16 protein-coding genes are annotated in these 19,848 nt (G+C 48.5%); 2 read left to right on the plus strand and 14 right to left on the minus strand.

Features of this window, described 5'->3' with window-relative positions; translation table 11 throughout:
- Positions 1-1,128, minus strand: a complete 1,128-nt coding sequence (locus NXS99_RS01610) for a Xaa-Pro peptidase family protein (RefSeq protein WP_259286932.1) — start codon at positions 1,126-1,128, stop codon at positions 1-3.
- Between the two features lie 220 nt (positions 1,129-1,348).
- Between NXS99_RS01610 and NXS99_RS01615 the strand changes: the two genes are divergently transcribed.
- On the plus strand, positions 1,349-1,945 hold the full coding sequence (locus NXS99_RS01615; protein ID WP_259286933.1) for a serine protease: 597 nt from the start codon (positions 1,349-1,351) through the stop codon (positions 1,943-1,945).
- On the opposite strand, the gene NXS99_RS01620 is transcribed toward NXS99_RS01615, so the two are convergent.
- The 11 genes from NXS99_RS01620 to NXS99_RS01670 form a co-directional block, all read right to left on the minus strand.
- On the minus strand, positions 1,902-4,673 hold the full coding sequence (locus NXS99_RS01620; RefSeq protein WP_259286934.1) for an RNA helicase: 2,772 nt from the start codon (positions 4,671-4,673) through the stop codon (positions 1,902-1,904). The genes NXS99_RS01615 and NXS99_RS01620 overlap by 44 nt on opposite strands.
- 204 nt (positions 4,674-4,877) lie before the next feature.
- Positions 4,878-5,786, minus strand: coding sequence for a twin-arginine translocase subunit TatC (gene tatC, locus NXS99_RS01625; RefSeq protein ID WP_259287107.1), 909 nt, complete (start codon positions 5,784-5,786; stop codon positions 4,878-4,880).
- A gap of 108 nt (positions 5,787-5,894) precedes the next feature.
- Positions 5,895-6,176, minus strand: coding sequence for a Sec-independent protein translocase subunit TatA (gene tatA, locus NXS99_RS01630; RefSeq protein WP_259286935.1), 282 nt, complete (start codon positions 6,174-6,176; stop codon positions 5,895-5,897).
- 107 nt (positions 6,177-6,283) lie between these two features.
- Positions 6,284-7,234 (minus strand): YafY family protein, encoded by a 951-nt coding sequence (locus NXS99_RS01635; protein WP_259286936.1) that lies wholly within the window; start codon positions 7,232-7,234, stop codon positions 6,284-6,286.
- Positions 7,234-8,235 (minus strand): YafY family protein, encoded by a 1,002-nt coding sequence (locus NXS99_RS01640; RefSeq protein WP_259286937.1) that lies wholly within the window; start codon positions 8,233-8,235, stop codon positions 7,234-7,236. The genes NXS99_RS01635 and NXS99_RS01640 overlap by 1 nt, the downstream gene beginning before the upstream one ends.
- On the minus strand, positions 8,228-9,622 hold the full coding sequence (pafA, locus tag NXS99_RS01645) for a Pup--protein ligase (protein ID WP_259286938.1): 1,395 nt from the start codon (positions 9,620-9,622) through the stop codon (positions 8,228-8,230). The genes NXS99_RS01640 and pafA overlap by 8 nt, the downstream gene beginning before the upstream one ends.
- Positions 9,623-9,808, minus strand: coding sequence for a ubiquitin-like protein Pup (locus NXS99_RS01650; protein ID WP_259286939.1), 186 nt, complete (start codon positions 9,806-9,808; stop codon positions 9,623-9,625).
- Positions 9,809-9,814: 6 nt separating this feature from the next.
- Positions 9,815-11,299 (minus strand): depupylase/deamidase Dop, encoded by a 1,485-nt coding sequence (gene dop / locus NXS99_RS01655; protein WP_259286940.1) that lies wholly within the window; start codon positions 11,297-11,299, stop codon positions 9,815-9,817.
- Entirely contained in the window at positions 11,296-12,819 is a 1,524-nt protein-coding gene (gene arc, locus NXS99_RS01660) for a proteasome ATPase (protein ID WP_259286941.1), read from the minus strand. The genes dop and arc overlap by 4 nt, the downstream gene beginning before the upstream one ends.
- A 486-nt stretch (positions 12,820-13,305) precedes the next feature.
- Positions 13,306-14,142 carry a tRNA (adenine-N1)-methyltransferase gene (locus NXS99_RS01665; RefSeq protein WP_259286942.1) on the minus strand — a complete coding sequence of 279 codons (837 nt, stop codon included), beginning with the start codon at positions 14,140-14,142 and terminating at the stop codon, positions 13,306-13,308.
- Between the two features lie 6 nt (positions 14,143-14,148).
- Positions 14,149-15,417 carry a M18 family aminopeptidase gene (locus tag NXS99_RS01670; protein WP_259286943.1) on the minus strand — a complete coding sequence of 423 codons (1,269 nt, stop codon included), beginning with the start codon at positions 15,415-15,417 and terminating at the stop codon, positions 14,149-14,151.
- Here NXS99_RS01670 and NXS99_RS01675 point away from each other — a divergent pair.
- Positions 15,416-16,246 carry a RecB family exonuclease gene (locus NXS99_RS01675; protein WP_396124793.1) on the plus strand — a complete coding sequence of 277 codons (831 nt, stop codon included), beginning with the start codon at positions 15,416-15,418 and terminating at the stop codon, positions 16,244-16,246. The two genes, NXS99_RS01670 and NXS99_RS01675, sit on opposite strands and share 2 nt — an antisense overlap.
- A gap of 130 nt (positions 16,247-16,376) precedes the next feature.
- Here NXS99_RS01675 and NXS99_RS01680 read toward each other — a convergent pair whose 3' ends face one another.
- Complete coding sequence (locus tag NXS99_RS01680; RefSeq protein WP_259286945.1) at positions 16,377-18,029, minus strand: formate--tetrahydrofolate ligase; 1,653 nt, start codon at positions 18,027-18,029, stop codon at positions 16,377-16,379.
- A gap of 145 nt (positions 18,030-18,174) precedes the next feature.
- Positions 18,175-19,590, minus strand: a complete 1,416-nt coding sequence (aspA, locus tag NXS99_RS01685; RefSeq protein WP_259287108.1) for an aspartate ammonia-lyase — start codon at positions 19,588-19,590, stop codon at positions 18,175-18,177.
- Positions 19,591-19,848: the final 258 nt, after the last annotated feature.

Here is a 19,848-nt window from a genome sequence, read left to right on the forward strand (position 1 = left end):
TTATTGCAGTACGCGTGGTTGTTGATTGAGTCTGCGGCAACCATCAGCGGTGACAACTACGATGTCTTCAATACGTGCACCGCTGGCACCTGGAATGTAGATGCCAGGTTCGACGGAAAATGCCATGCCCGGTTCTAAGACTAAATCGTTGCCTTGCATAATGAATGGTTCTTCGTGAGTTGATAAGCCAATGCCATGCCCGGTTCGGTGAATGAAATATTCGCCATAGCCTGCGGCGGTGATAATATCACGTGCGACGCTATCGATCTGGCTTGCGGTCATACCTGGGCGAACTGCCTGGCAGGCTTGTTCTTGGGCTTGGTAGAGCACGTCATAGAAGGCAGTTACAGCAGGATCTTCTAATGCGCTAGGTCCACCAACGACATAGGTGCGGGTGCAGTCTGAGTGATAGCCGACTCCGTACGTACCTCCGATATCGACAACTACGACATCGCCTGTGGCAAGTACTCGATTTGAGAAATCATGATGTGGGTTTGCCCCATTGGGCCCAGAGCCTACGATGACGAAATCAACTGCGCTGTGTTCGGTGAGAATCAACTCAGAAATATCTGCAGCGACTTCTGCTTCGGTGCGTCCAGGACGTAATAATGCAGGTACTTGGGCATGCACACGGTCAATAGCTGCACCGGCTTGTGCAAGTTGCTCAATTTCAGCTTCGTCTTTGCGGATAAATAATTCTGCTAGCACGGAGGTTGCTAATACCGTTGTGGTTCCAGCACCAAGAAGCTGCTGAATCGGAAGTAAATGATCAGCGGTGAGATCTGAACCAATGCCAATCACGCTGGTGTCAGTGGCATCTAGTGCAGCAACTGCAAGAGCATGTGGCTGATCGCCATCTTCCCAACCACGTACGGTGATATCAAGAGCTGGGATTGCAGATTTCGCAAGATCACCGCGATCGACAGCTGGGAGGAAAAAACTTGGTGTGCCATGAGTTGGAATGACTAAGGCTGAGAATCGTTCATGGGTGCTGATCCATGAACCGGTGAGATACGCCAACTGGGCACCTGGTGGAATAATGATGCCGTCGAGGTGCTGCTCGGCGCAAAGGCGCTGTACTGATGCAATACGATTGGCATAAATGTCAGGAGAAAAAATACTGCTCATAATTGTTCTATCTTAACTGCTGGGATGATATTAAAAAATACTTGGACACGTTTGGCACCTTGGAACAGCCATATTTATTATGTTCGCCATAAGTGGCGTGAAATATCGAAGGAACATGCATACGATCTGTGGGTTTGTCTATGTTACGCTGTGCTAAGCGATGGTCAGCACGGGGCTTCGTCTGTGCTGAACTTGTGGTACACAGTCGAAGGAGGACATCATGCAGCTACACCGTAGTGTGTTACGAATATCGTCCCCCTCCTCGCATGCCTCGGCAGTTGCAGTCGCTGATGATTTGGTGCTGACAGCACGACATTTTTTACGAAAGCATACTCCCGATGCAGTTTGGATCAGCTCTCGTTCGCAGCCAATTGGGATTGTGCAATGGATTGATATTCCAGGCACTGATATTGCAGTAGCACTGACGCACACTCCAATTCCACAGGCGCAGCCTGCGTCGCTAGCTCCAACGCATGCTTGGCTGGGAAGCACAACCGTGAGTTTTGGATATGCCGGTGGTGTGATTACTGAAAAACCTGGCCGGATCATCGGATGGCTACCGATAATGACAGGTCGTCGGATGGGACTAGCGGTGAGCCCAGCAACGTTAATTTTTCAGCCGAATCCCGCGATTCGTGGCGATTCTGGTGGCCCAATTTTTTGCGGCACTACACTTGTTGCACTGCAATCGATGATTACCGATCCATTTGGCTACAACCTGAAAATCGCCACCGGCGCGCTCATCCGCCCACACCTAGGACGCATTAAGAGGGCTATGTCCCAATTGCAACAACTCCGCGACGAATTGCGTCAATAGCTTGTCGCGCGGCTCGTGCAGTTTCGTCATTATACGCAGACTTTCGTACCTGCTCTAACAAATCGATAACCTGCAAGACCTGACGTACGAAGTCACCTGGGCTCAGCTCTGCACCAGATTCTGCCGCAGCTGCCAAACAATACCCTAATGGTGCGCCTGCTGCCCATTGATGCATAGCCAACGCAAAGCCTGCTTCTGGATACTTCGTCAACGGCAGATTATGGCGTCGCTCATCGGTGGAAAGCTGATCCCAAATCCGAATCGTATGATTCATCGCATCTGCCATTGCATCAGTGGCACCATCAGGCGAACCCTTGGTTTCACGGCGATTCTCAAAGGTACACATACTCACGACACCAGCAAGCTCTGCCGGATCCAAATTATCCCAAATACCGCGTCTTAAACACTGGGCGACCAACAGATCACATTCGCTATGAATAGAAGCAAGCCGCTCGCCTTCTTCGGTAATGTGTGGAATATTTTCAGCATCGAATTCCACATAGTCCATCTCGCTGAGCAGCTGTAAAATACGATCAAATGTTTTGCCCAGCGTATCGGTTGCACTACTGACAGTGTTGCGCAGCTTTTCGACGCTGGCACGAGCACGCATGAGCTGTTCACCAATGCGTGCCAGCTCATCAGTCTGTGGCCAATAATGTGCTGGATGCGCACGTAATCGGGAACGTAATTGCGTAATCTCAGCATTCGGACGCATGCGTGCAGTCGCCCGCATTTTTCGTGGTCGAGGGAAATCTAAGCTGGCAAAACTTTGCTGAATAATCTTGCCACCACGGCGTGGATTATTCAGCACTCCACGTGGAATGCGCATAGTGCCAACCACAATTGGTGCCAGAGCAAAGGCATCTGGGTCCACACGTCCTGCCCAACCTGATTCCATAATGATATATGGATGTGGATCATGCCGGCGCTGTGCAGGTTGCACCACAACCGCTAAAATCGGGCGCTTTTTTCCAGGCATAGCGATCACATCGCCAATACAAAGCTTGGATAAGACAGTGGTGATTTCTTGTTGGCGTTGCTCAATGGCAAAACGCTTTGCGCGACGTTCGGCGACAGTCAGTTCGCGTCGTAAAGCAAGATAACTTAAGAACTCTTCCACGGAGTTTGTGCTTGGAATCTCTGGTGCTTGCAGCAAGGTGAGTAACTGCTGGTAGATTGCTTCTGCATGAGCTTCAGCGCGTTCGAGTTCGCGAACTTCATTCACGACGCTACCGTCGGCTTGGTACTGGGCAAAAGACTTTTCCAGGAGTCGATGTGCGGCATCGAACTGAATTGTCTTGAGCAAATTCACCGACATGTTATAGCCAGGTGCGAATGTGGAATGCAACGGATACGTGCGTGTCGAGGCTAATCCAGCAACCCGTTGCGGATCCATCGCAGGAGCCCATTGCACGACGGCATTACCTAAAATATCGATACCGCGGCGACCTGCACGGCCAGTAAGCTGCGTATATTGACCAGGGGTGAGATCAACGTGGCCTTCCCCATCGTATTTCACCAGTTTTTCTAAGATCACGGTTCGGGCAGGCATATTAATGCCAAGGGCTAAAGTTTCAGTGGCGAATACGGCTCTGACCAAGCCTTGGGAAAATAGATCTTCCACGATATGACGAAATGCTGGCAACATCCCTGCATGATGTGCGGCAAATCCACGCATGAGCGCGGCTTTCCACTGGCGGAAGCCTAAGATCTTGAGATCTTCACGCGGAATATCTTCTACCCCGGCGTCAACGATTGCCGCAATGCGATCTGCCTCAGCTTGGGTGGTCAGCACAAGGCGCGAACGCATGCATTGTACTAATGCACTATCGCAGCCAACTCTGGAAAAAATAAACGTAATAGCTGGCAGCATGTCATGATCTCGCAAAATCTCCAAGACATCCGGCCGACTTAACGCTCGATGGCGATCTTGTGCTCTCGGCTGACCAGATCGGTGGCTCTCATTCCGATGGGAACTGCGCGCCCGAAAGCCTCTACCTTGGGCAAAATCTTGTCGCCCGCGCTGTAACTCGTCACCGTCGATGCGTTCGATTGTTGCTTCGAGACGACGATTCACCATACCAGAGTGATCCCCTGGCTCGAATAAAGGAAATAATTTACGGCCAACGAGCATCCACTGCTGTAATGGGATCGGACGATGCTCAGACACAATGACTTTAGTTTCCCCGCGAACGGTATTGAGCCACTGGCCAAACTCTTCTGAATTACTTACAGTGGCAGAAAGCCCCACAATGGTGACGGAATCAGAGAGCCCTAAAATGGCTTCTTCCCACACGGCACCACGTGATTTATCCGACAAGAAATGGATCTCATCCATCACTACATAATCAAGGCGATCTAATGTGCTTGATTGTGCATAGATCATATTGCGCAAAACTTCGGTGGTCATCACCAAAATATCGGCATCGCGATTAATTGAGACATCGCCTGTGAGCAGCCCAATATTTTCTTCCCCGTGTGCTGCACACAAGTCGTGATATTTCTGATTCGATAAAGCCTTAATAGGCGTGGTGTAAAAACACTTGGTGCCGCGTGCTAACGCAACCGCGACAGCGAACTCTCCCACAATGGTTTTACCAGCACCAGTAGGGGCACATACCAGCACACCTTGTCGTTGTTCGACAGCACGACAACCTTGAATCTGGAAATCATCGAGCGGGAAGTCGAGGTTTTCACAAAATTCGGTCAAGAGAGAATCAGCATTCATAGTTCTTAGGCTACAGAGAATCAAAAATAACCACCAATACCTAAGATCTGTGCAGGACAGATGCGCAACCTGCTTGATATGTTCACAGTTGTAATTGATCCACGAGAACAACCGTACTAAACGCAAACAACGCGAGTACTTTCCGTTGATACGAAGAAGGTACTCGCGTTGTCGAGACGTGTGTATTCGAGGTTTCTAAAACAACTAAATAATGTCGTCAAAGTAGTTTTGGCGGGCCTCTGTGGTGTCTAATGCTTCAGCAGTTGGCACAAAGCTGGTGGTTGGCTCAAGTCTTTCAGGGGTAGATTCCAACGGTGTTGATGCTTCGTCATCGAGATCCATCCATGCTGGTCGTGAAATATTGCGACGTTTGTCGTTGATACGACAAAACTGTGCTGCAATTTCCATTAACACAGTCAAACTTAATGCCAACGCTAGCATTGAGAATGGATCTTGGCCAGGAGTCATAACTGCAGCAAAAATAAACATGATCAAAATAATGATGCGACGTTTATCTTTGATGTAGTCATAGGTCAAAATTTCCACCACGTTGAGCATCATGATCACAAGGGGTACTTCAAAACTGACGCCGAAGATGACTAGCAGACCCAAGATGAAGTTGAAATACTGTGCACCAGATAATGTTGCAACTTGTGCTTCACCACCGATGGTCAATAAGAATTCCAAGCCATAGGCCACAACGACGTAGGCCAGAACTGCTCCAAGCACGAATAAGAACACAGCGGTAAACACGAATGCTACCGTCCACTTGCGTTCATTGGCTTTTAAACCTGGAGTAATAAAACCCCAAATTTGATACAACCACACAGGTGAAGCCAAGACTGTTCCTGCAAGTGCGCCGACTTTGAGGCGCAGCAGCAACATGTCAAAAGGTGTGGTTGCAATCAAACGACATTCCCCATCGAGTGTGAGTACTGCACGCTTATCCGGAGGAAGCTCACAATATGGGCCACGCAGGATCTCACCAAGACTTTTGAGACCAAACAGTTCAGTTTGATACCAAATAAACCCTATGATTGTGGCGATGACTAACCAGATGACGGAGATAATCACACGTCGACGCAACTCTTTCAAGTGCTCAACAAGCGTCATCGTGCCATCTGGATTAGCGTTCTGACGGAAGCGTTGAAAACGTTTCCGCTCAGTCGTGAGAGAAGCAGGTGATGTGCTCATAATCAAAGCTATACAGCTTTATACGGCCTACAGCTGATTTGGCTGGCCTGGAGTATGAGGATCGATAGATTCAACAACTGGTTGTTGTACCGGAGTAATCGGCGAAGGCGTGATTTGCTGCTGCTGTTGCTGGAGTGCACGCTGCTGCTCTTCGAAGCGCTTATCGTCGTTGCTCATCTCTTTGACTTCGGACTTGAAGATACGCATCGAGCGGCCCAGGGAACGAGCTGCATCAGGGAGCTTCTTTGCGCCGAAAAGCAAAATGATAAGTACGAAGATAATACCGAGCTCGAGTGGTCCTAGGGACATGAGGGTCACGGTCCTTTCACGATACAAAAACTTGAAGTTGCTAATGCCAATAGTAACAAGAAATAACCATCAGACACGTTTGAAATCAGACTTGTCTGATGTCTTATTTATTTCCTATCATCATACGCCTTTAATGCCGTTGCCGCCCGATTACGCACCGATTGGACGAAGTTTCGTGGTTCTAAGACCGTAATATCGCCACCATGTGCTAACACAAGTTGCTCCAACCACGAAGTCGAGACCAGCGAGAGCACTGCTTCCACGCTGCCATCTTCATAGACTGTGTAATCAATAGTTGGGATAGTTGAGATCAACCAAGCAGAGGCTGGACGGACGAAAATCTTGGCGTGTTCGGTTGCCTGTTGTAACCCAAATGGATCTGTTGCGTCATAAGCTGTAGCATCTCGCGGTATATCCGCAGCAACGGTGAGCACTTCTAGATCTTGCATATACTCAATTCTGAACGTACGTTTTTCTGCCACGTGATGATCAAATGCTGCAACGTATTCGTGACGATCATGGCGAAATAATCGTATGATCGACACAGTTTTGTCACTCACCGTATCTTTTGTACGGGAGTAGTACGAAAAACGCAGTTGCATGCCTGACTGGAGCGCTTGCATGCATACTTCTAGTTTCGCAGCGTGCGGATCGTCGTCTTCGATAGAGTCCGCCACTGCGATTTCATTATGCGGCAAGATCTCACGAATCTTTTGTGCAGCGCTGATAACAGCTTTTTTATCGACTAATCCTGCATATCCACGCAGCTGCTCTAACACAAGCAATAAGGCATTCGCTTCGGTAGTGGTTAAACGAATTGGACGATTCATACCTTGGTCTTCTAAAACGGTAATTGTCCGACCGGTATCAATCCAATCGACTAGCTCATCGTGATACTGTCCAACTCCGCAGCAGTGTAATCGCTCGAGATATTGCATCACGCGACGTCGTGGTAGTCCTAAATCTTCTGCTACTTCCAACACATCGCGATGTGGATGCTGTCGGAAATATGGCAAAAGATTTAGCATGTGCACAATATCTAAATAATCTTTATGCATCACAGCTCCTCAGCAGCAAGATGAGCAAAGATCGCGCGAATATCATTGCGGAGATCTTCTGGTTCAAGAACAACAACTGCAGGGGCAAGGATGAGCGCTTGACGTTTCAACCAGTTCGCATCAACGTCGACAAGCGTATAGCGATCATCTTCTTGCATAGTGGCTTTGGCGCGAAGTTCTGCGCCGTGGCCATCTTGAATCCTGACTACTGCGGTGATTCGTTGTTCATTGCGTTGCAGCTGTGCGATGACATAGCTGTGCAAAGAAGTATTGTCAGGAGGAAGGTGGAATGGGCCATACTGTTGGAAAAATTCATCATCAGCATCGTAAGCTTCAAAATCCGATAACTTGATATATCGAAATGTGCGCGGTGCTTGGCGTTCTAAATCGAAACCGACGAGATAGACACGTTCTTGGTAGGTAATAAGACCCCATGGATCCATCCAGCGAGGCTCGAGATCAGCTGCGACCGTGCGCTGAAAATAGAACCCTAATCGCTGGTGCTTCCGACAAGCTTGAACAATTAGTTCAAGATCTGTGCTACTGACCTCATCAATATCGCTGCGACTTTGAACCTCAAGCTGTGTGCCAAGTTGTGCTGTCGCTCCGGAAGCTGCCAGTTTCATCCATCCAGAACGCGCAAATGTGGCTAATTCACCGACCGTTCCGAACTTTCCGGCTAATCGCAAAACTGTGGCCTCAGCCTGTGTAAACTGCACCGCTGGCAGAGGATATTCTTGAGCATCGAGTTGCCACGATAAGGTGGTGCCATTGCGAAGCGTTTCAATAGGCACACCAGTGGATACCAGTTTTGCCACATCTCGATGGATGAGACGATTAATCGCGCTATCGGTACGTTGCTGTCCATGTTGATCACACGCATAGCCTGGTACTTTTTTCTTAATACTTTCAACAGTTAAATACTGTTCACCCTGTGTTGCAGTATTAAGAAATGCAAAAGTGAGATTCGTGAGACGATCGAGTTGATCGATACTAGCCATGAGTATGTGCCTCCATTGTCGCGAGTAATGCCTCAACACGTGAGTCCACAGCAAGGAACGGATCTCCCATTTCCACAATTTGTGGCTCTGGGCGAATGATTTTTACTCGTAACCAGTCCGCGGAATAGTCGACTCCAAGCTCTCGTGCACGTTGAATAAACGCGCCTCGTAACGCCGCACGAGTCGTTGCCGGCGGATGATTGATTGCGTGGGTAACAGCTTCTTCTGCAATCCACGTATTGATCAATCCTTTAGCTTGCAGCACGGATGCTAAGCCACGCTGTGGTCGGATATCGTGATACGCCAAGTCGATTTGCGCTAATTTTGGATGCGAAAAATCTGTCGGATCCACCCCAAGTCGCTGTTGATAACGCCGCAATAATTGCAGCTTGATTGCCCAATCAATGTCGCGGTCAATCAAACTTAGATGATCAGTTTCGATTGCCTCAAGTGTGCGTTGCCAAAGTTCAATAACTTTTGCCATTTCAGCGTTTGAGGTCCCTTGGCCATCTGGACGTTGCTGTAACCATCGTGTTGCTGCAGCAAGATACCCGCGTTGGACTTCTAGTGCAGTGACTGTTCGACCATCTTGAAGCGTGAGCACTGCTGATCCAGTACGATCGCGGGAAATATCTTGAATTGCTCGAATATCTTTGTCCAGTGGATATTCTGGCAGTTCAAACCCTGCTTCAATCATTTCCAATACCAAACAGGTTGCTCCTACCTTCAGGGCAAAGGATGGCTGCGCGACATTGGTATCGCCAACAATGACATGCAGTCTACGGTATTTATGAGAATCAGCATGTGGTTCATCACGGGTATTAATAATTGGCCGAGATCGTGTGGTTGCACTCGAAACACCTTCCCACACATGATCGGCACGCTGGGAAAGCTGGAAGCTTCCATCTTTGACCGATCCTGCGCCGCAAATGAGCTGTCGAGTAATTAAAAACGGCAATAATGCTTTGCCGAGAGTTTTTAACACAACCTCGCGCCCGACCAAATAATTCTCATGACACCCATAAGAATTGCCCACTGAGTCGAGATTATTCTTTAGTACATATACCGTACCCGGAAGCCCATCGGCTTTGAGGGTTTCTTCTGCCTGTCGCGCGAGCGTTTCGACGATCCGGTCACCAGCTTGTTCATATGCCAGAAGCTGGCTTAATGAATCGCACTCAGCTGTTGCAATTTCTGGATGTGAACCAACATCTAAGTACAAGCGTGAGCCATTGATGGTGAAAATATTTGAGCTTTGCCATTGCTCTAATACAGGGCGGAACATAACACGAGCTAATTCATCAGTATTGACATTGCGATGTTGCCCAGTGTGGGTATATGTCAAACCGTATTCAGTCTCAATGCCCATGATCCGCCGGACAAACATCTATTCGCCACCTTTTTGTACATATGAACGGACAAATTCTTCAGCGTTGTTTTCCAACAAGCCATCAATTTCATCTAATAAATCATCTACACCAGTGGTGTGCAATTGAGACAGTCCGGCACTGACGACCTCTGGCAATTCAGCGTCATCGGAATTACCGCCACCGTGTACTTGAAATGTTCCCATAATCACTCACATACCTTTCTGCTCTAAGTGCTGGAGAAGTTGTGCCCCTGATTCATAGTGATCGAGCACATCTGCCACGTCAGTGAGGGTAAACGCATACGGATCTGAAAGCATCACTCGTACACCATCGATGACAACACTTTCCCAGCTGGCACTTTCTACGCGCACATGCTTCTCAAGTATGATACGTCCTCGAAAGTACGCGCGGGTATTTGTGGGGGGATGAAATGCTGCCTGCGCAATCTCATCAGGTGTGGCAAGTGTGCGCATACGATTATTGCGCACAAGGGCGTGATACAAACTCTTAGCCGGATCAATATCGGCATATTGAAGATCGATTAAGGCTAATTTCGGGTCGGTTTCTGCCACTCCTTGCTCAATATAGTGCGAAATCAGTGACCATTTTGCACACCAATCGAGGCGATCAGCACATCCTTGGAATCCTTTGGTGGCAAGCAACTGCATAATTTCGCCCCACAGCGGATATACCTGTTCATCTGGTGTCACGCGATGATAATACTCAGTGAGTATTTCAAGAGCAGTTAACATCCGACCATCGCGTAATGTGAGTTTGTGGGATAACGAAAGATCATAGGACACTGCTGCGACCTCGCTGACGGCGTCGATAAGCGCAAGATCAGAAAAATCTACTCCAGCTTCAATGGCGTCTAAGACTAAGGACGTGATTCCAAGTTTTAAGAGTATGGAGGTTTGTGACATGTTCGCGTCGCCAATGATCACATGGAGGCGGCCGTACTGATCTGCGTTGGCGTGTGGCTCGTCGCGAGTGTTGATAATGCCTCGATTGAGGGTAGTTTCGAGGGAAATTTCTTGCTCAATATAATCTGCTCGCTGCGAAATTTGGAACCCTGCGACTTCCCCAGCTTGACCTTTGCCCCAGCGTCCTGCACCGATGATGACTTGGCGCGTGACAAATAGCGGAATTAATGCTTGGGCTAAACGATCGAAATCGGTGCTGCGGTGGTACAAATAGTTTTCGTGGCTACCGTAACTTGCACCTTTACCATCGACATTATTTTTATAAATCTTTAATGCCGGGCACGGGTCATGATGCTGCAAAATAGACTGATTCGCCTGAGTTAATTCCGCAACTAAACTTACTGCGCGTTGCATCACAAGATCCCCTGCTTGGTCATAAACCATTGCTTGATAAGGCGAATCTGTTTCAGGTGAGGAGTACTCAGGATGCGCATGATCAACATACAAACGTCCACCGTTAGCTAGCATCACATTTGCTACACCTAAAGCATCAGCGGCGACCACTGGCACATGTTGATAGCGTTTTAAATCAAAACCACGCTGGTCACGCAATGGATGTTCCGAGGCATAATCCCACCTCGTACCGGCTGAGTGTTGTTCCAGGCGGCCAAACGCAACTACTGCATGCGTTGAGGTAATAATTGGCGATATGGTGGGATCAGTTGGAGTGGCAATACCGTATTCGGTTTCGGTTCCTATAATCCGGCTCATGGTGTGCTTGTTCCTATCACTCTTACATGGCGAACGTTGAGGCCATGGCGACCTATAATACGACTCCACTCTTCAGGATTGGTAGTATTTGGCATATCTTCGCTTTCGCGATATTCAGCATCAACCGCCTGCTGCAAGCGACGTTCAGTAATGCCAGATGCATCACCTTCCAGATGCGCTTTGATGGCAAATTTCTTGGCACGATCAACAATATTGGCGATCATTGCACCAGAGATGAAATCACGGTAATGCAAAATCTCCAGACTTCCATCAAGCAGCGTTAATTCTACGTATGGACGATCGGCATACATATAGTCCACTACTCCAGCAATAAGCTGAGCTGCGGGGGCGGCAGTTGGTAATGAGTCGCGCAGATGCTTTGCAAAAATATCCACAGCTTGGTACTTCGTAGGACGCTCAATACGAATCTTGATGTCCAAGCGTCCTGGGCGCAAAATTGCCGGATCGATCAGTTCTTCGCGGTTGGTAGCACCGATAACGATGACATTGCTTAAACGTTCGACGCCATCAATTTCAGTTAATAACTGCGGTACGACGGTGGTTTCCATATCCGAAGACACACCCGAACCACGAGTACGGAAAATCGATTCCATTTCATCAAAAAAGATAATGACCGGGCGCCCATCTTCAGCTAATTCTCGCGCCCGTTCAAAAATCATACGAATGCGTCGTTCCGTTTCACCTACGTATTTATTTAATAACTCAGGGCCTTTGACATTAATAAAATAGCTGCGGCTTTCTAAGCCAATCCGTTGTGCGAGCGAATGCGCAACAGCCTTGGCAATTAAGGTTTTTCCACAACCTGGAGGGCCGTATAAGAGCACACCCTTGGGTGGGTGCAAATCATAGGTGCGATATAAGTCTGGATGTAAAAATGGCAGTTCGACAGCATCTTGAATCTGCTCAATTTGAGTGTGCAAGCCGCCAATATCGGCATAGGAAACAGTCGGAACTTCTTCTAATGCAAGACGTTGGATCTCAGTTTTTGGGATCACTTCAAAGATATAGCCAGCCTTGGTATCTACCAAGACAGTATCGCCTGCACGTGGTTGTCTGGTTTGGGCGGTTGTGACAGAAGCCGCAAGCTTGACGACGTACTCTTCCCCATTATGATCAGCAATGACACCACGCTTATCGTCGATAAGCTCAAGAAGCGTGGCTAAATGTCCGGTGTGAGAATAGCCCGTGACTTCTACAATGTGTAAATTCTCGCCAATGCGAACCTGGACTCCAGGGTGCATCAATTCAGTTGCAACTCCAGGTGCAACAGTTAAGCGCATATGCCGTTGTGCGGTAAAGACTTCTGCTGTGTTGGTTACTGGCGACCACTCTAATAAGGTGCCATATGTGGAAGGCGGAGTGGCAAGCTGTTCTACTTGGGCAGATAATTGTGCCAACTGTTCGCGTGAAGCACGCAGCAGTTCTGCCAATTTTTGATTGCGGGCAGCAAGCTGCGCGTTTGCTTGTTCTAAGCGAGAGGTTTCTGCAGAAGATTGCATCTGTCGTTGTATACCTTTGCGTATGCCAACTTCGATTTTCGACGCATGTGCATCGCAACCGATAGCTGAAGAAATGTTTCACCTACAGCATTGCCAGCATAAACGGCACACTGTTGGGTCAAACCACTAGTAAAACCTAGATGAAGTTATAGACAGTAGGAAGCCCTACTCTTTTGGGTGGTCCAAGCGTTGGTGTAACCATATGGGATGGTTTCGAGAACGATTGCCATCATGGAGATCAGTGTATATGCCATAGTACTTGCTGTGGATCATTGGCACACCGTGTGATCCTATGACCATACTTGCGTCCCTATATTGGGATCATGCAGACAGGCAACTGAAAGCATGCCACGACTCTGTACAAGCGCACTGCCGCAATAGTATCCATGTGCTGCAAGCTCGCCAGTCTTGTCACACGTATGCGACAGTGTCCTTTGACAAGTCAAAAGGCACTGTCGCATGTGTTGTGAATCTGCAATGTGAAAATTACTTGCGTGCGCGGCGCTGTGGACGTGGTGGCGTCACACCATCAGCCAGCCTGCGAGTCCATACCAAAAATGCGGTATGCGCATTCATGCGATGTTCTGGTCGGGTGGCAAGGCCTTCCACACGCCATTCACGCACTAAAGATTCCCACGCGCGTGGCTCAGTGAAACACTTTTGCTCACGAATGCCTTCCATAACCTTCATTAACTGCGGCACGGTTGCCACATAGGTCATCAGCACACCACCTGGCTGCAGCAAATCCTTACAGGTTTCCAAGCACTCCCATGGTGCAAGCATGTCAAGAATAATACGATCAACTGGGCCACCGAGGTCAGCAACGGTAACCTCTTTGAGATCGCCTAAACGTGGATGCCAATTTGCTGGACGTCCTTGGAAATATTGATCCACATTGGACTCAGCAAATTCGAGGTGATCTTCCCGAATTTCGTAGGAAAATACTTCACCCTTCTCGCCTACTGCACGCAGCAAGGACATTGAGAGCGCACCTGAGCCTGCACCAGCTTCAAGTACTCGTGCCCCTGGAAAAATATCGCCTTCGGTCAAGATTTGTGCTGAGTCTTTCGGATAAATCACCGCTGCACCACGTGGCATAGACAACACGTGATCAACAAGTAAGTGGCGGAAACACAGATACTCATATCCTTGCTCCGACTTGACCACAGTGCCTTCGTCATTGCCGATAATATCGTCGTGATGGATGGCACCCTTATGAGTGAAATACGAGGCGCCTGCCTCAAGCACAATAGTTGCGTGACGACGCTTCGGATCAGTCAGTTGTACACGATCGCCTGGTTGAAAAGGTCCGGAATAAGCCATGTGTATCTACGCTACCAGATAGGAGTGCAGGCAAGCAGTGAACGCTACCAGATCGGAAACATGACACATCTCGCGTGCAGAATGCATGCTTAACAAAGGAATACCAACATCAACAGTCTCAATGCCAAGACGTGTCGAAGAAATCGGGCCAATAGTTGAGCCACATGGCACTGCATTATTACCCACAAACACTTGCGTTTCCACCCCGGCGCGACGACATGCTTGGATCCACAGGGCTTCGGTTTGAGCAGTTGATGCGTAGCGCTGATTCGCATTGATTTTCAGCGCTGGTCCTTGACCAAGCAGTGGGAAGTTTTCGCTGTCGTGACGATCTGGATAATTTGGATGGATCGAATGCGCAGCATCGGCGGAGACACAGGAGGAACGAGCAAAAATTTGGTGCAGTTCATCGCTAGTTGCACCAAGGGCTGTTGCAGTGCGAGTCAAGAGATTTTCAAGTAGTGGGCCGCCTGCACCGGTTGCAGAAGCAGAACCGACTTCTTCATGGTCGAAGCACGCTAAAACCAAGCAATCATTGGAATCGATGTTCTGGCTCTCGTAGGTGTGCTTTGCCTGGATCATTGCTTGGAGCCCTGGGTATACGGAGCTGAGGTTATCAAGGCGTGCTGCAGCTAAAAACTCCTGCTTATGGCCGAAGGTTTGAGCTGGTTCGGTTGGAACCGTAATCAGATCGTGCGCCAGAATATCACCTGGTTGTACCCCTGCTGCTGCCGCAACAATTTCGAGAATCGAAGTTTCAGGGTTGTTTACCGCAAAAATTGGTTGGAGATGGCGTTGCCGATCAATGCTGAAGGTATCATTGGCGCTGCGATCTAAATGAATTGCCAGGTGCGGGATGCGTAACAGTGATTCGGTGTGCACTAACGCGGTGGTGCCGTCGGCAAGCGCGAGACTACCAGCGAGGCTTAATTCGCGATCGAACCAGGATGGAAGAATTGGGCCACCATAAACTTCGACGCCTGCTTGCTGGAAACCTGCGCCGGTGCGGTCGCCGTTGAATTTTAGTTTGAAGCCTGGGGAGTCGGTATGTGCTCCGATGATGCGAAATGATGATAAGTGTTGCAAGGTGGTTGGGATATACCAGGCTAATAAGGCGCCATTTTTGATCATATAGTGCCCGCCTGGGGTGGCATCCCAAGGTTGGTCTTCGTGTTGTGCTTGGAAGCCATTGGCAGCGAGCAATGCCGCACCAGCATGGGCGGCGTGGTAGGAACTTGGTGACTGCGCGAGATAGTCAATGAAGTTTTGAATCATGACTTCTAGTGTAGGTCAGATATGCTTGGATGCTATGAATATTGCGCTTTCTCCGTCTCGTGTTGCTGATTATCGTCAGTGTCCATTGCTGTATCGGTTTCGAGCCTTAGATCGATTACCGGAAGAACCAACGCGCGCGCAGGTCAAAGGTATTTTGGTACATGCGTGTTTAGAGCAGATGTATGGCTGGCTACGTGAGGAGCGTACCTATCCTGCGGTGGTGAAACTATTGAAGCCAACCTGGGCGAAATTGCAGCTCAAGAATCCTGAATACGTTGAACTTGTGCCTGAGGAAGACCTCTTGGATTTTTTGGTGGAATGCCGTGAGCTGCTGAAAAATTATTTTTATATGGAAAACCCGCAAGGCTTTGATGCCTACGCGAATGAAAAATTTATTGAGACTGTACTGCCTAATGGTGTGCCAGTGAAAGGTTTTATTGATCGTGTTGATATTGCGCCAACTGGTGAAGTACGCGTGGTTGACTATAAAACCGGAAAGAAACCTAAGCCGCAATATAGTCAGAGTGCAGAGTTTCAGATGCGGTTTTATGCATTGGTCTGGTGGCGTTTATATGGGGTGATTCCGAATCAGACACGTTTGATGTATTTACCAGCGCAAGATTCTTTGTATTCTCAGCCCTATCGAGAAGACCTGGAAGCATGCGAGCGTGAGTTAGGCGAATTGTGGCAGCAGATTCAGGCCGATATTGCTGCCCAACGCTTTACGACGAAAAAAGGTGTGTTGTGTGGTTGGTGTAGCCACCAAGCCTTATGCCCTGAGTTTGGGGGTACTCCTCCAGCGTTTCCAGAAAATATTGCGCTGACCTAAACTCGCTGCGTGCTGCTTGCACCTAGCGGTGGTGAAAGTCGCGCCGGGGTGAAAGTGCCAGCTGTGTTCCTGCTGTTGCGAGCCCGAGTCAGCCTCAGGCTCGCAACAGCAGGAATAAAACTTATGCAGCTTAGAACAAACCAACGATCTTGCCGTCAGTGACACCGATTGCATCAGCTGCTGGTTTCTTTGGAAGACCAGGCATAGTCATCACATCACCAGTTAATGCAACGATAAAGCCTGCACCGATACGTGGCAGCAGTTGTCGTACGTGCAGTGTATGACCGGTGACTGCTCCTAATGCCTTTGGATCATCGCTGAAGGAGTACTGGTTTTTCGAAATACAGACTGGTAGATTGTCCCAACCATTTTCTTGCATATAGGCCAGATCTTGGAGTGCTTGCTTCGACCATGCAACCTCTTGTGCTCCATAGATTTCGGTGGCAATGGTGTGAATAGAGGCTTTGATGCCGTGCTTGGTGTCATACAGTGAGCGGGATTGGCCTTCATGAAGGTTAGCCAGCACGGTTTGGGCGAGTTGTGTTGCACCTTCGCCACCTTTGGCCCAAACTTCCACCACTTCTAACGCGACACCAAAGGTATCAGCCCAGTTTTGCATCCACGCCAGTTCTGCTTCGGTATCAGAGGTAAAGAAATTCAAGGCCACTACTGGTTCGATACCGAATTTGCGAATATTGGTGACATGGCGCTCAAGATTGACAATACCTGCAGCAAGGGCTGTGAGATGTTCTTCAGTGAGCTGATCTTTTGGAAGGCCACCGTTGTACTTCAAGGAGCGAATGGTTGCCACAATCACGCAGCCTGCAACATCGAGTTCACCGGCGCGGGCTTTAATATCAAAGAATTTTTCGGCACCTAAATCAGAGCCAAACCCGGCTTCTGTGACAACCAGATCGGCGTAGCCAAGGGCAGTTTTGGTCGCAATCAAAGAGTTGCAACCATGCGCAATATTGGCAAATGGGCCACCGTGGACAAATGCTGGTGTACCACCTAAGGTTTGCACCATATTCGGATTAATCGCCTCACGTAGTAGCGCGGTTAATGCACCTTCGGCACCAAGATCTCCAGCGGTAATTGCCTTACCTTCGTAGCTTTGGGCCACCACCATCCGGGAGAGGCGATCTTGTAAATCTTCTAATGATGACGCTAGGCACAACACTGCCATGATTTCACTAGCTGCTGTAATGGTAAAACCAGTTTCAGTTGGTGTGCCATGTGTCGTGCCACCGAGGCCTGTAACGACATGACGCAAGCTGCGGTCATTGACATCAAGGCAACGTTGCCATGAAATTCGGCGTGGATCGATATTTAATGCATTGCCTTGGTGGATGTGGTTATCCAGGAGTGCCGCCAGCATATTATTAGCGGAGGTAATTGCGTGGAAATCGCCAGTGAAATGCAAGTTAATATCTTCCATTGGCACGACCTGGGAGTAACCACCGCCGGCTGCGCCACCTTTGATACCAAAGACAGGGCCTAAGGAAGGCTCGCGAAGTGCGACAAGGGTTGATTTACCGGTATTGCGCAGTGCGTCGGCAAGCCCGATGAGCACGGTAGATTTGCCTTCGCCAGCTGGTGTCGGTGACATACCAGTGACCAAGATTAACTTGCCTTGAGGTGCAGCTGTTGCACGCGTAATGTCGATTTTTGCTTTGCTATGGCCAAACGGCACACTTGCCTCTGCTGGGAGGCCAGCACGCTCGATAATCGTTGGCATTGGTTCGAGTTCGTGTGCTTGGGCAATAGCAACGTCGGTATTCACGGACATATTCTCCTTGGGAAATTGGGTGGAAGACTGCACCGGTGTATCGGCCTACGATGTTAAGACTAATAGAAACAAGGGCAAAGTATCATAACTTTGCCCTGTTGAAAATAGTTATCGCATAATGTGTGCGACGTCAGCTGTGCTATGTATCAAGATACAAGGTACCTCGGAATACCGGGTGCATCAGATTTTCTTTCGATAACACCTGATTCAAGGTCTGTTCATCCATCAAGCCTTTTTCCAGTACCAATTCTTTGACGGACTTTCCGGTGCGAGCAGCTTCTTTACCAATTAGATCGCCATTATGGTGACCGATAAATGGATTCAGATACGTGACAATACCGATGGAGTTTTCTACATACTTTCGGCATACATCGGCATTGGCAGTAATACCATCCACGCATTTTTCTCGCAGCGTATCAGCAGCATTACCCAAGATTGTCAAAGACTCAAACAGGGCTTGGCCAATTGCTGGTTCCATGACATTTAGCTGTAATTGTCCAGCTTCGGCTGCCATCAGTACGGTGAAATCATTACCGAACACCTTAAAGCAAACCTGATTCACAACTTCAGGAATCACCGGATTAACTTTTGCCGGCATAATCGACGAACCTGCTTGACGCTCAGGCAAATTAATTTCGTGCAGACCAGCGGTTGGGCCAGAGGAAAGCAGACGTAAATCATTACAGATCTTCGATAATTTCATGGCGGTACGTTTAACTGCAGAATGTACGAATACGTAAGCGCCAGTATCAGAAGTTGCTTCGATCAGATCTGCTGCTGATTTAATTGACAAACCAGTGACTTCAGCCAATGCAGCGGTAACTTGATGACGATACCCTGCAGGAGTATTAAGCCCCGTGCCAATTGCAGTAGCACCCAGATTAATTTCCAACAGTCGTTCTGCTGCATCACGTAGAATATGCTGTTCTTCTGCAAGATTATGGGCGAAAGCGTTAAATTCTTCGCCCAATGTCATTGGAACTGCATCTTGTAACTGGGTACGTCCCATCTTCAAGATATCCATAAACTCTGTGGATTTATGGTGGAATGATTGCTGCAATGCATCAATTTGATCAATGAGCCTGAGTACACTGTGGTAAACACCGAGCCGGAATCCTGTTGGGTACGCGTCATTGGTAGATTGCGACATATTGACATCATCATTTGGATTAATGGTGTCATAGTCACCTTTTTGTTTGCCGAGATGCTCCAGCGCAAGGTTCGCAATAACCTCGTTGGTGTTCATATTCAACGAGGTACCCGCACCACCCTGGAACACATCAATTGGGAATTGATCCATGCATCGGCCGTGTTCAAGAATTTGATCACACGCCCAGATAATGGCATCACTTTTGAAAGCCGGCAATGTATGTAAGCGTCGATTCGCCATCGCTGCAGCTTTCTTTACATACACCATGCCGCGAATAAACTCAGGAATGTTATTGATAGTGGTTCCTGAAATTTGGAAATTTTCCATTGCGCGCATGGTGTGAATGCCGTAATAATGGGCATTTGATACTTCCATGCTGCCGAGAAGATCAACCTCGGTACGCATTTCGCCAGTTGTAGCAGTTGTAGGGGTGTGTGCGCTAGTTTTTTTAGACTGTTTTGTCATGGGGTGTGTACCATCCCTCCCGTTGAGATGCTTGGCGAATAACCAAGCAACAGCAGTGAACAGTACCTAGCGTACGTCAGCGAATGTATTTATGGCATACCTTTGTGCGAGTACCCCTTATTTTCCTTAATATTCAGGGGAAATATTGCAATTTTCTGCTTCTGGCCCAAAAAGTACCCCTATTACGGGGTGTCATAT

Source organism: Corynebacterium sp. HS2168-gen11 (assembly GCF_024834075.1).
Classification (GTDB): domain Bacteria; phylum Actinomycetota; class Actinomycetes; order Mycobacteriales; family Mycobacteriaceae; genus Corynebacterium.

What these genes read in the sequence shown, in the direction of transcription:
- NXS99_RS01640 (WP_259286937.1), bottom strand. Translation starts at nt 8,235, where the DNA reads ATGGCTAGTATCGATCAACTCGATCGTCTCACGAATCTCACTTTTGCA.
- NXS99_RS01615 (WP_259286933.1), top strand. Translation starts at nt 1,349, where the DNA reads ATGCAGCTACACCGTAGTGTGTTACGAATATCGTCCCCCTCCTCGCAT.
- pafA (WP_259286938.1), bottom strand. Translation starts at nt 9,622, where the DNA reads ATGTTTGTCCGGCGGATCATGGGCATTGAGACTGAATACGGTTTGACA.
- NXS99_RS01620 (WP_259286934.1), bottom strand. Translation starts at nt 4,673, where the DNA reads ATGAATGCTGATTCTCTCTTGACCGAATTTTGTGAAAACCTCGACTTC.
- tatA (WP_259286935.1), bottom strand. Translation starts at nt 6,176, where the DNA reads ATGTCCCTAGGACCACTCGAGCTCGGTATTATCTTCGTACTTATCATT.
- NXS99_RS01635 (WP_259286936.1), bottom strand. Translation starts at nt 7,234, where the DNA reads ATGCATAAAGATTATTTAGATATTGTGCACATGCTAAATCTTTTGCCA.
- NXS99_RS01665 (WP_259286942.1), bottom strand. Translation starts at nt 14,142, where the DNA reads ATGGCTTATTCCGGACCTTTTCAACCAGGCGATCGTGTACAACTGACT.
- aspA (WP_259287108.1), bottom strand. Translation starts at nt 19,590, where the DNA reads ATGCGTACCGAGGTTGATCTTCTCGGCAGCATGGAAGTATCAAATGCC.
- NXS99_RS01675 (WP_396124793.1), top strand. Translation starts at nt 15,416, where the DNA reads ATGACTTCTAGTGTAGGTCAGATATGCTTGGATGCTATGAATATTGCG.
- NXS99_RS01610 (WP_259286932.1), bottom strand. Translation starts at nt 1,128, where the DNA reads ATGAGCAGTATTTTTTCTCCTGACATTTATGCCAATCGTATTGCATCA.
- NXS99_RS01650 (WP_259286939.1), bottom strand. Translation starts at nt 9,808, where the DNA reads ATGGGAACATTTCAAGTACACGGTGGCGGTAATTCCGATGACGCTGAA.
- NXS99_RS01670 (WP_259286943.1), bottom strand. Translation starts at nt 15,417, where the DNA reads ATGATTCAAAACTTCATTGACTATCTCGCGCAGTCACCAAGTTCCTAC.
- dop (WP_259286940.1), bottom strand. Translation starts at nt 11,299, where the DNA reads ATGAGCCGGATTATAGGAACCGAAACCGAATACGGTATTGCCACTCCA.
- arc (WP_259286941.1), bottom strand. Translation starts at nt 12,819, where the DNA reads ATGCAATCTTCTGCAGAAACCTCTCGCTTAGAACAAGCAAACGCGCAG.
- tatC (WP_259287107.1), bottom strand. Translation starts at nt 5,786, where the DNA reads ATGACGCTTGTTGAGCACTTGAAAGAGTTGCGTCGACGTGTGATTATC.